The following is an 11,670-nucleotide window of genomic DNA, read 5'->3' as shown; positions in this document are numbered from 1 at the left end:
GGCTGTGACTACAATGGGCGATCGCCTGAATTCTGAAACTACCAGTAGCAGGGTGCGCCGCAGCGCACCCTGCTACTAATTCAAAACTCAAAACTATTTCCCTAGCCGGTATTCCGCATCCCCGCAGCAATACCATTAATCGTCAGCAGAGCTCCCCGCAACAATTCACCCTTGCTGTAACGCGAGTGAATCACCCCCGGAATCCCGCTACTACCGTGCTGCCGCAAGCGTTTTAGCAGCGAAACCTGCAACAAACCCAAAGGCACAATCGTCGCATTTCGCAACTGCACCGAACGCTGCAATTCCGGATCTTCGTCCAACAAACGTTGGTGTCCGGTAATAGTTAAAACTAAATCGCGAATCAAGTGAAATTCGGCAGCAATTTGATCGAATAAAGCCTTAAAACGCTCCTTGTCACCCGGCAAAGCTAACTCCTGCACGTAGTGTTCTGCAATCTGCAAATCCACCTTAGATAAAGTCATTTCCACCTTAGAAATTACCATTCTAAAAAACGGCCATTTTAAGTAGAAATACTGCAAAAGTTTCATGTGTTCTTCCGGTTCCTCCAGCAAAAACTCTTGCAAAGCTGTGCCGACACCGTACCAAGAAGGAAGTAAAAAGCGGCTTTGAGTCCAGCTAAACACCCACGGAATTGCTCGCAAACCGCTGATGTCTTTTTTGCCACCGCGACGGGCGGGGCGAGAACTAATCTGCAACTGGCTGATTTCTTGAATCGGGGTAACTTGGTGGAAGAAATCAACTAAATCCGGCTGTTCGTAGATTAAATGGCGGTAGTGCGATCGCGATCTCACCGACAACTCCTCCATAATCTCATTCCAAGGGTCGATGCCATCAAAACCAGTGTGCAGCAAACTAGCTTGAATTACCGCCGCCGCCACAGTTTCCAAATTGTAAAGCGCCAACTCCGGCAAAGAATATTTAGAAGCCAAAACCTCGCCTTGTTCGGTAATCTTAATTCGCCCGCTAATACTCTTTCCAGGCTGAGCCAAAATTGCCTTGTAAGCAGGCCCGCCGCCGCGCCCTACAGAGCCGCCTCGGCCGTGAAAAATCCGCAACTCTACATTGTATTTTTCCGCAACCATTTGCAAAGCCTTTTGAGCTTTGTGGATTTCCCAATTGCTGCTAAGGAAACCCGAATCTTTATTGCTATCGGAATAGCCCAGCATCACCTCTTGCAATTTAAGAGTTTCGATTGGACATTGGAGATTTTTTTCGTTTTTTTGCGCTCGTTCCTGTGCGTATCCTCCTGCTAGTAAAGCTCGATAAAGCGGCAGATCAAAGATTTTTTGCATTACTTCCGGCGCTTTTTTCAAATCTTCCACCGTTTCAAACAGGGGAACTACTTGAATGCTGCTAATTCCTGTCGCCGGATCGTAAAGTCCTGCTTCTTTTGCTAACAGCAAAACTGCTAGTAAATCGCTGACATCGTGGCTCATGCTGATGACGTAAGTTTGGCAAATTTCCGGGCCAAACTCCTGCTGCATTTGTCGCAATATTCGGAAGGTATTGATCGTCTCGCAAGTTTTGGGAGAAAACGGCAATTCTGCTGGAATTAAAGGGCGGCGAGTTTGCAGTTCCGTTGCCAGCCAAATAATTCGATCGCACTCCGACATTTGATTGTAAGGCTTCGGCAAAATTTGCAAGTATTCAGCAATTTCGCTCAAAGCGTCAGAGTGTACTGTTGACTCTTGGCGGATATCTAGATAAGCCAAATTAAATCCGTAAATTTCTACTTGGCAGAGCAGATTTTCCAAGTCCCGACAGCTCAAACCTGTTTCCACTAAATTGCGCTCGATGAGCTGCAACTCAGTCAAAAACTCAGTACCCGATCGATAAAGGCCGGTCATTCCGGGATGTTCTGACAAAGCTTCGCGTTCCCGCTGCAACTCGTCTCCTTTGTAGAGCCGCCAATTACGATCGCGCGTATTTTCCAGTCGCTGCTGCACGTAGGCCAACTTCAACCGATAAGGTTCTTGGCGGTAGCGGATCGCCCACTGCTCGTAAACATCGGGGAATTCCGATTTGTCGCGATCGAGAGATTCGAGCAATTCCGGCAGCACGTCACTCCAGTGCAGCGACAAACTCAAAAGTTCGTTCAACCGCTTCACTGCAGCGATGTACTTCTCTAGCACTAAGTGGCGCTGATAGCAAGCAGTTTGCCAAGTAACTTTCGGAGTCACAGAAGGGTTGCCGTCCCTGTCCGAGCCCACCCAAGAACCGAACTTGCAAAAATTGTAACTCGGCGGTTTCAGATAAGGATAAGAAGCGTGCAGAGCTTGCTTTAAGCGCTGGTAGAGTTCGGGAATAGCATCAAACAGCACTTCCTCAAAGTAGTGCAGAGTGTACTCCACCTCGTCAAGCACAGTCGGCTTGAACTGGTGCAGTTCGTCAGTGCGCCACCAGAGGCGAATTTCTTCCATCAGTTGCTCTTGGAGAGCCGCCGCTTCCCAGCAAGACACCGGGTAGGGGCTTTGAGAGTCGGCCCCGATCACCTGAAATTTCTCGTCAACTTGGTCTAGCTGTTGGAGAATCTTCGCCATTCGTCGCTGTTTGGTGCGGATCGTGTGGCGGACAATTTCCGTCGGGTGAGCGGTGAATACTAAGCGGATGTCCAACTGATCGATCAAGCGCTGAATTTGCTGGCTGGGCACGTTCAAGCGCAGCAGCATCGGGAACAGTTGGTGAAAAGTGCCGGCATCACGAGTGCTCGTCTCGTTGCTGTCTGCCTTGCTCAAAGCCATTTGGGCGGGGCCGGGGCCTTCCCTGTGGCGCGGGCGATCGGGGGCATCCGTTGCTTGTCCTGGCAGCTTAGAAAACATCCGCCCCCCAGCGTCGTTGCTGCTAGCGTAAGCTAGCTGTTGGTCTCGCTGTTCGTAGTGCTGTTCGACAATGTTGATCAACTGAAAATACAGTGCAAAAGCCCTAGCGGCGCGGATGGCGGCGTTGAGGTCGAGCTTTTCGATTAGCTGTACGACATTCGACTCGCGAAAGTGAGTGGCTTGTCCCTCGGCGGAATTGACCGATCGCATTTGTTGGAGCAAATCCACCAATTCCTGCCCGCACTCCTGTCGCAGCACCGATTCCCACAAGTCCTCTACTACTTTGAGGCGATTGCGCAGAAACAGGTCTGATTTTGAGTAAGCGGGAAAATGGGAAATAGATGTTGCATCAATAGCCTGTTCTGAAGACTGGAGGACTGAACTCATCGGGCTGTTCCTCAATAGCTGCGGGTGTCTGTGAAAATTGTATGGTTTAGTTTCGCCTAAAACACTTTTGTTTGCAGTCAAATTTGAGACAACTTCTTGCAACGTAGAAAGTAGAAGGCACTTATGTACAAAGTATAAGGAAAGATTAATTCTCAATGCACGGATTGTACCGATTGTCAAGCTTTTATATCAGTTGACTGGCGATTTTAGATTTTAGACGATCGGCGTAAGACGTTCGGCCAGGGGTCAGTTGAGTCGCGCTAAGTCGAACAATTTGAGATTTACTCCCAAGATGAATCTGGAAAGTTGAACTAGGGTCGAAAATTTTGATCTCTCCCCCACAGAAGTGGGGGGTTGGTATCCGTTTTTGGGCGAGGTAAAAAAAATTAACTTCTAGCTGCAGCATCCTTCCTTGGGCTTTCTAATCCTGTAATTGAGGAAAGTTGAGCACGGGAAGGCGCGAACCCCGAAAGACTTCTTCGCTTTCAACGCCGATCGACGCAACAAACTCAGCAGCAGCTTTAGCCACCACCAAGCCGCCCAGCATAGGTAAAGCGACCAAGCTCAACAAAATATCTGAGGGAACTGGCAACTTTGGACTGTTAGGTGTTTCAGTTTTGAGCAAGTCTTGGTTTTCCGACGGCATAAATTTCTCCTGTGTCAATCCGTAATCCTTAGTTTACAAGGCAAACAATCATCTTGACCGCTACTTTCTGACTAATGACTTCAGAGATCAAATCATGTGACGAATAACTGGTTGCTTGGCTTAATTTGGACTTATCTGTGCCAAAATGTCGAGGTATTATCAAAAAAATATTCCCCAACGGAGCGAAGCCGAGGGAATACAAGGCAAGACACTAAGTCCAGCATGGCTTAAACCAGACAAAACGGTTAGGCTCGGCAAATCAAATAATTGTCTGTAAAATCTGTAACTGTGCTATTTCTAGAAAACAAAACCAGCTTTGGCAAAATTTAGAGTTTCATGTTGAATGCGAACGGGAGCATATTGGCAGATAATCGATCGAGCGCGTCGCAGTGGGCAGGGGAAGCTTTAGGGCTTCCCGAAGTTCAAGTACAAGCGCGTTTGCGGGGAAATCACCTGCACATTTTGTGTGAAGCAGCGCAGTGTCCGTCTCAAGAATTGGTGACGGCGAGATTCACCAACGCCCTCGAACACACTGATTTAACGCGACTGCTGCCCGATCGACCTAAAATTTACCAGTTGTTTTTGTGCGGCCGCAAAATCGGTTCCAGACAAAATGACTGGACAGTACGGCTCGATTGCAGCAGTCCCAAGCGACAGCAACAGCCACAGCAACAGGAACCAAAAGTTGCCGAAGTCCCGCCGCCAGCGAGTTCCCCCGACGAAACGCCAGCAAGCCCTAAAAGAGGCGGATTTTTCGGCAAATTTAAGAATGACAACCAGAAACTCAAACAGACACCAAAATCTGTAGAAACAGCGCCCCCCCCGCCACAAGTACGGGAAGAACTGGATTTTGACGCCGAAAGTCTGCCCATCGCCTCCCGCATTCAATACCCAGAAGCTTTTGAAACTTCCCCCGTGACGATCGACACTTCGGCTGCTGCGACGCGGGAAGTTGTCGGTTCCGCCGTTCCCCCGCAGCCGAAAGCGAACCGTGGCGCTGTGGCTTTGATTCAATCCCCCGAACCCGACTCAGGCGAGGGCGATCCTGATGGAACATTGACGGTTTCGCCGGAAACGTTGGCGCGCCGGGGCTATCCAGATGCGATCGCCAGCTATCTCAGCGAAATCCTCGGGCCGATGGGAGTTGCGGTGAAAGTAAGCATTCGCGAAAAAGAACTCAAAACCAGCCGAGAAACCCTGCCGCTGAACGGGCCGGAAAATATCAAGCCCAAAGAACGGCGGTTGCTGGTGCTGTGCGAGTCAGCTTACAGCCCCGACCCCTCATTGCTGGCCGAACCCATCGCCGGCAGGCTGCGGAAACTGCAACTAGAGGATTTCCGGGAAGCAGTGATCGCCAGCCAAGTCAGCGGCGAAGCGAAGCCGGACTGGCTGCTGCGGGTGGATTTGACTTCGCCGGACAAAATTCTCAAGGCATGGGCCAGGTGGGGAGACGTACAGTCGATCGCCAAACTGCTAAATCAACACTTGGCTGCATCAAGAGTCGAAGTGCGGGCCACCCTCAAAGAAGCAACCCTCCACCTGTTTTGCAGCAAAACTGCCAAACAGGGACAAAAGCCTAAACGGCAAGAATACCCCGACAAGCAACAAACCACCGACGCGATCGCCCCTTTGTTAGCCTCCTTCGCGCCCCAAGGCATCCGCGCAGCTACTATCTACGGCGTAGAACCAGCCAAGGACTCTCAGGCGGCGCCGGAGTCGCCGGTGTGGATAGACTGGGTGGACTTGCCTGCAGCCCACCACCCCGACTTAGCTGCAAGCGCCAGAATGCTGGCAGCCGAGGGCGACCAATTGGCTCTAACTTTTTTATTGAACAGGTTGCTCAACCCCAGTCTCAGACGCAAGCTGGAAACGGGAGGGATTCGCGCTGTCGTGCTGCAAAAAGCCGACGTGCTGCACGTCATGACAGAAGCTCTGACTTGCCCTTCTCAGTCGAAGGTAGGGCCGCCGGTGGCTAAATTTTTGCGGCAGTTACAAATTCCGGGAGTGGCAGGGGTGCGAGTCTACGGACGCCGCGCCGGCCAGAAACTGCCCCTGTGGCGCTACGCAATCGACCTCAGAACGGCTGTTGACGAGGAATCAGCGACGGCACCCGCACCGGCTCCCTCCCAAGTGGCTGTGTTGGAAAAGGAACCGGTGCCGGAGTTTGCGCCGGCGGAGGATGGGAGTTTTTCGGGTTTGGGCGACAATTTGGTGTTCGATGCTCCGATGCCCAATTCCTGGCGGCCGCGCTTCAAAATCAGAATCCCCGGATACAATCTGGGCGAGCAATTAGTTCAAGCTGCGGTGCAACCGCTTGTCGCTTCGGGTTTGTTTGTTCCCAACGATGGTTTGTCAACAAATGCTGCTGCGCCCGGTGGCGTGAGAGCCGATCGCGCGGCAGGCATGGCTTTGATTTGGGCGATCGCCGGCTGTCTGCTGGCTTTCAATACCGATTGGCTGCTCGGTCTATTTCTACAATCTGCGACGGTCAGTCAAGCTCCTAGCGTCTCGGAAGTTTGCAGCGGCCCAAATTGTCAAAATTCAGATCCCAAGCCTTCTGGCGACGTTACAGCCCGACTGCCGAAGGAAACCGCGAACCCCGTTCCCCCTGCTGATGAGGTGAATTTGCCTCAAATTCCGTTGCAGCCGTCGCCGGACGCCAACCAGCAAGAGGCTTTCAATGGCTCTGGCTTTACGAAACCGGGAAATACTAGCGTTCCTGTAGCTGATGTTTCTGCTCCTCCGGTGTTCCCGACTTTGAGGAGCCAGCAGCTTGACGATCAGATAGCGCGCTATCAAGAGTACATTCACCAGCACAAAAAACCGCCGGATATTTTAATTGTCGGTAGTTCGAGGGCGCTGCGAGGCATCGACCCGGCGGTTTTGGAAACCGCTTTGGCAGCTTCGGGCTATCCGGGGCTGAGGGCTTACAATTTTGGGGTTAATGGAGCTACTCTCCAGGTTGTAGATTCGCTCATCCGCCGGATTTTGCCGCCGCAACAACTGCCGAAATTGCTGGTGTTGGCTGACGGGGCGAGGGCTCTCAACAGCGGGCGGCCGGATTTGACTTTTAGTGCGATCGCTTCTTCGGAAGGTTACAGGCAATTGAGCCGGGGTAGTTTTCTCATCCGCACCACTCAATTAGAATCCGAAACATCGAAGGAAAGCGCCAACAATCCGGTGGCGACTGCGACTGAATTGGTGAACAATTTGGGACAAACTCAAGCTAACGTTCAGCAATTGGTGAGTCAAAAGTTGGTTGAGGGTTCTGCAATTTACAAAAAGCGCGATCGACTCAAAGGGTTTTTGCGATCGATCGTTAATCCCTCAGCCCCTGTTGCAACCGACAGCCCCCAAACCGCAGCCCGGGGTGAACAAACCACGGAAAATGCCCAGCCCGCTGCTGTGAGTAAACCAGTCAGCGAGTATCAACCAAATGGCTTTTTGCCGATCGATATACGCTTCAATCCCGATACTTACTTTCAGAAGCACCCGAAAGTATCTGGTTATTACGACTCCGACTATCAAAATTTTAAATTGGTAGGCGAACAAGCTCTAGCACTCAAAAATTTGATCGAATTTACCAAGGTTCGCAACATCAATCTTGTGTTTGTGAATATGCCTCTGACTGAAGATTATTTAGACCCGGTGCGGACAGGTTACGAACAAGAATTCCGGCAATATATGCAACAATTAGCAGCCCAAAGCGGACTAATCTTCCTAGATAAGAGTTTATTGTGGCCCCAGGCGCGGGAATCTTTTTCCGACCCCAGCCACCTCAACCGTTACGGTGCTGTTGCAGTTTCTAAGCGGTTGGCTCAAGATCCCATGATTCCCTGGCCCGCGAAACAGTAGTTTTGACTTTTGAGTTTTGAGTTATTTTAGAAGTTAAAGGAACCCAGCGTGCCGAGTGGGCCGCTGCTCTTTCAAAACTATTCTTTCCTGCGGCTAAATACTGAAAATGAAAAGATTGATATTTCCTGAAAATAGCAAAAATACACAGATAAAAAATCCTAGAAAAAATCTGCCTGTGATATTTTTTATATTATCTTTAGCATTTTTCTGTTTCAGTTTGTATAAAGGTTTCTTTTTACCTTTAGCTTTATCATCGGGGCCGCCCAGTAACGAACAAAGTAGCGAACAGCCAACTCTGGCACCCTTTGAAGAGGTTGTCAAAGACGCGAAAAAGTTAGAGGGATTATTTACTCTTTACCGCAATCAAGCCACTGATAAAGTATATCTGGAAATTACACCGCAACAATTCAACAAAAAGTTCCTGTGCTTTGTGACATTGGCATCGGGTTTGGGGGAAGCGGGCATTTTGAGCGGAATGCCGATCGGCGATTTCTTGTTTCAACTGCGGCGCGTCCAAAATAACGTGCAGTTTGTGATCCCAAATATAAATTTTCGCACAAGTCCGGGCGACCCGCAAGCAGGTTCGGTAGCACGGGGATTTAGCGAGTCGATTCTCTATTCTTTGCCTCTCAAAAGCATTCATCCGCAAAGACAAACTCTGCTAATCGATTTAGGAGATTTGCTGATGAGCGAAAAACGCGATTTACCAGGGGTAAAAGCGATTTTGCCGATGCTTTTGGGCGCTTCTTACTCGATCGATGCAGACAAGTCTTCTTTTAAAGATGTTAAAGCGTTTCCGCTGAATGTGGAAATTGCTTCTGTCTATGGTTTTTCTAGCGATAATGACAGTGAGCTTAACTATTTACCTTCGGTTCCTGACAGTCGGGCTTTTAACCTCCGCATTCACTACAGTTTCTCGGAAGTGCCGCTAAATAACGGCTACCGCCCCAGACTTGCGGACGAGCGAGTGGGCTATTTTCTCACAGCATATAAGGACTTTTCTGACAAGAGCAGCCGGGAGCCTTTTGTGCGCTATATCAATCGCTGGCATTTGCAAAAGCAAATCCCGACAGCGCCGATGTCGCCTCCGGTGCAGCCGATCGTCTTTTGGATTGAAAATAATGTGCCTACCGAATACCGCAACGCAATTCGTGAGGGCGTTTTGGAGTGGAATAAAGCTTTTGAAAAGGCAGGTTTTACTGAGGCAATTCAGGTCAAACAAATGCCGGAAAATGCTAAATGGGACCCGGCTGACGTTCGCTACAATACTATCCGCTGGTCGAGTTCTTTTGAGCCTCAGTTTGCCGGCATCGGGCCGTCTCGCACTAACCCGCTGACGGGGGAAATTTTGGATGCTGACATTCTGTTGGATGCTAATTTTGTCCGGGAAATCAAACAGGGTTATCGGTCTTTGGTGGAACAAAATAGATCGCTATCTAAGAGTTTTCAAGGAAACGGTTCTAATACCAATCCCTGTCAATTTGGGATGTATTCTCGCTATTTGAATGTGCTAGAAAATGGGGATTTAGGAAAAAGCAGCGGGGAAAATGATCGAGGGGGAATTGCTGAGGATTTGCCGACTTTGGTAGAACGATATCAAGAGCAAAAACGCTCGCCTTTATCACGGTTGATGTCGAGTTCGGATATGTGTTTTGGGTTGGAATCGAGCCGCCAGTTTGCGATGGGGGCAATGTCGATGGATCTGTTGCAAAATGCAGCGCCTAGCAGTCCGACAATTGACAATTATGTGAATGAATATATCAGATATTTGACGGCGCACGAAGTCGGTCACACTCTTGGTTTGAGGCACAATTTTCAGGGGAGTACGATGCTGCAACCGGAGGATTTGAACAATACTCAGGTAACTCGCACGCAAGGTTTGGTAGCGTCGGTGATGGATTATGTGCCGATTAATTTGGCACCGGCCGGAACTGTGCAGGGCGACTATTATCCAACGATTGTAGGGCCTTACGACGATTGGGCGATCGAGTATGGTTACAAGGTGATTGGCGGCCGGGACCCTAACAGCGACTTACCAGCGCTGCAACAAATTGCCAGCCGCGCTGCCCAACAGCAATTAGCTTACGCGCCGGATGAGGATTCCGTTGATATTCTCGATCCCGCTGCAAATACCTTTGATCTCAGCGCCAATATGCTGAGGTACTCGCAATGGCAATTGGATAATGCTAGGGCGATGTGGAAGCGTTTAGAAAAGCGCACTCCGGCTGGGGAAGACGGTTATAACGAACTGCGGGTGATGTTTGATTCGGTGTTCGGGTATTATGTTCAGCAGGTGATGAATGCTACTTTGTACGTCGGCGGGCAGTCGTTTAACCGGATTCGCCCTGGAGATGCTAATGCGAAGTTGCCGTTTGTGCCGATCGAACTTTCTCAGCAGCGAGAAGCTTTAGCAACATTAGAGAAGTACGTTTTTGCGCCGGATGCGTTTAGTTTTGCGCCGGAGTTGCTCAACAAATTGGCGCCTTCGCGCTGGGAGCACTGGGGAAGTCCGGCTTTGGTGTTTCCTCTAGATTACCCGATCGGCGATCGAATTACTTTTTTGCAGCGGTTTGTGTTGCGAGTTTTGCTATCTCCGACGCGGCTGGCGAGGCTGCGGGATGCGGAGTTAAAATCAGCGCCGGAAACTGCTTTGAAGTTGCCGGAAGTTTTGGATACTTTACAAAAGGATATCTGGAAAGAGGTTTTGCAGGCGGAAAAGAAGATGCAAATTTCAACTTTTCGGCGTTCTTTGCAGCGGGAACATTTGGCGATTTTGATCGGAATGGTGCTGCGACAAACGAATGTTCCAGAGGATGCCCGGAGTTTGGCTTGGTACGAGTTGCGACAGTTGCGGGAGGGTTTGAGCAAGAGTATTCGGAATTTGGATCGGAATGCGGATGCTTATACGCGGGCTCATTTGGAGGAAACGCGCGATCGAATTTCTAAGGTTTTGAATTCGCAAATTCAGTCGAATTAATTTGGAGGTTCCGAAACCGGGTTTTTGAGGAAGATATTTCGTTGCTGCCCGCAGATTTGCTCAAAAACCCGGTTTCTTAGAATCTGAGTCAACTTAAAATAATTAAGTTACGAATCATTCTGAGGTGGATGTAGAGCGATAGAATGCAGGACTCCTCGAAGATTGACTACTCCTTCTCGGTTGAGTTGCAGCCGATCGATGGTAGCGCGTCCAGTCGGTGTTAAACCCAACATTTGAGTCGAATCGCTGCTCCAAGTAAAGTGTTCGCTCCAGTTATCCTGTCGAGGATGATAAAGTGGGACGGAGCCACCTGTCACGGGGTCGATCGCCTCACTATGACTGTATTTGAAATTGTTGCACCCTTGACAAGCGATCGCCAGATTATCCAAATCACTGGTGCCACCTTTCGAGCGAGGGATAATGTGTTCAATGGAGAAGGGGTCTGGAGAGAATTTAGCTTGACTGAGACAATACTCGCAGCAACCATTGGCGCGTTGTTTAATGAATTGTCGTTGCTGCTGTGTGAGGCGGGATTCAGACATAATCAACGATATCGGGATGAGGATTGATGCCGAGGGTTTGCATGAGCTCCGTCAGAGGTTGGTTGCGGAAGGTTGCGAGTTGAATTAAGGCTTGAATGCGGGCAACATTGAGTTGTTCAAGGCGTGAGCTCAGTTGGATCAGTTGCTTGTGTTCTTCGGGAGTCAAGGTTTCGGCATGACGCTTGGCGATGAGGGCATGATATTCTTCCCAGGTTTGTGCACTAAAGCCGATGTTAATTTGTTGCAGCAAGTCGGCTTCTGTAGGTTGGGTGGTTGGAAGTCTAGGCTGGAGGCGTTCTTGCAGGGTGTTGAGGATGTAGCGATCGGGTTCAACGCCCTGTCGAGATGCTTCAGTGCGGATTTGGTGTTCGAGTTCGGGAGAGAGGTTGAGGGTGATGGTGGTCATGGTTATCTTGGCAGCAA

General features: G+C 49.8%; 6 protein-coding genes. 2 read left to right on the top strand and 4 right to left on the bottom strand.

Translation table 11 applies throughout. From position 1 onward, the window contains the following. Window positions 1-101 precede the first annotated feature (101 nt). Together ppc and QUB77_RS04335 are read right to left on the bottom strand one after the other, a co-directional pair. Window positions 102-3,227 (bottom strand): phosphoenolpyruvate carboxylase, encoded by a 3,126-nt coding sequence (ppc, locus tag QUB77_RS04340; protein ID WP_333170080.1) that lies wholly within the window; start codon window positions 3,225-3,227, stop codon window positions 102-104. A 421-nt stretch (window positions 3,228-3,648) separates the two neighbouring features. Then, complete coding sequence (locus QUB77_RS04335) at window positions 3,649-3,873, bottom strand: hypothetical protein (RefSeq protein WP_333170082.1); 225 nt, start codon at window positions 3,871-3,873, stop codon at window positions 3,649-3,651. Window positions 3,874-4,209: 336 nt separating this feature from the next. Here QUB77_RS04335 and QUB77_RS04330 point away from each other — a divergent pair, with 336 nt between their 5' ends. Next, complete coding sequence (locus QUB77_RS04330) at window positions 4,210-7,728, top strand: hypothetical protein (RefSeq protein WP_333170083.1); 3,519 nt, start codon at window positions 4,210-4,212, stop codon at window positions 7,726-7,728. Window positions 7,729-7,834: 106 nt separating this feature from the next. Next, window positions 7,835-10,705, top strand: a complete 2,871-nt coding sequence (locus QUB77_RS04325; RefSeq protein WP_445251714.1) for a zinc-dependent metalloprotease — start codon at window positions 7,835-7,837, stop codon at window positions 10,703-10,705. Between the two features lie 107 nt (window positions 10,706-10,812). On the opposite strand, the gene QUB77_RS04320 is transcribed toward QUB77_RS04325, so the two are convergent. Together QUB77_RS04320 and QUB77_RS04315 are read right to left on the bottom strand one after the other, a co-directional pair. Then, the gene (locus QUB77_RS04320) at window positions 10,813-11,247 is read right to left on the bottom strand and encodes an HNH endonuclease (protein WP_333170086.1); all 435 of its coding nucleotides are present in this window, start codon (window positions 11,245-11,247) and stop codon (window positions 10,813-10,815) included. Next, window positions 11,240-11,653 carry a hypothetical protein gene (locus QUB77_RS04315; protein WP_333170088.1) on the bottom strand — a complete coding sequence of 138 codons (414 nt, stop codon included), beginning with the start codon at window positions 11,651-11,653 and terminating at the stop codon, window positions 11,240-11,242. The genes QUB77_RS04320 and QUB77_RS04315 overlap by 8 nt, the downstream gene beginning before the upstream one ends. Window positions 11,654-11,670 lie beyond the last annotated feature (17 nt).

Origin of the sequence: Microcoleus sp. AT9b-C3 (assembly GCF_036705485.1) — a bacterium.
Classification (GTDB): Bacteria; Cyanobacteriota; Cyanobacteriia; order Cyanobacteriales; family Microcoleaceae; genus Microcoleus.
This window is presented reverse-complemented; position numbering and strand designations above follow the sequence as displayed.

Bases quoted from the DNA above. Each gene is read 5' to 3' on its own strand.
- QUB77_RS04330 (WP_333170083.1), top strand. From the start codon at position 4,210: ATGTTGAATGCGAACGGGAGCATATTGGCAGATAATCGATCGAGCGCG.
- QUB77_RS04315 (WP_333170088.1), bottom strand. From the start codon at position 11,653: ATGACCACCATCACCCTCAACCTCTCTCCCGAACTCGAACACCAAATC.
- QUB77_RS04320 (WP_333170086.1), bottom strand. From the start codon at position 11,247: ATGTCTGAATCCCGCCTCACACAGCAGCAACGACAATTCATTAAACAA.
- QUB77_RS04325 (WP_445251714.1), top strand. From the start codon at position 7,835: ATGAAAAGATTGATATTTCCTGAAAATAGCAAAAATACACAGATAAAA.
- QUB77_RS04335 (WP_333170082.1), bottom strand. From the start codon at position 3,873: ATGCCGTCGGAAAACCAAGACTTGCTCAAAACTGAAACACCTAACAGT.
- ppc (WP_333170080.1), bottom strand. From the start codon at position 3,227: ATGAGTTCAGTCCTCCAGTCTTCAGAACAGGCTATTGATGCAACATCT.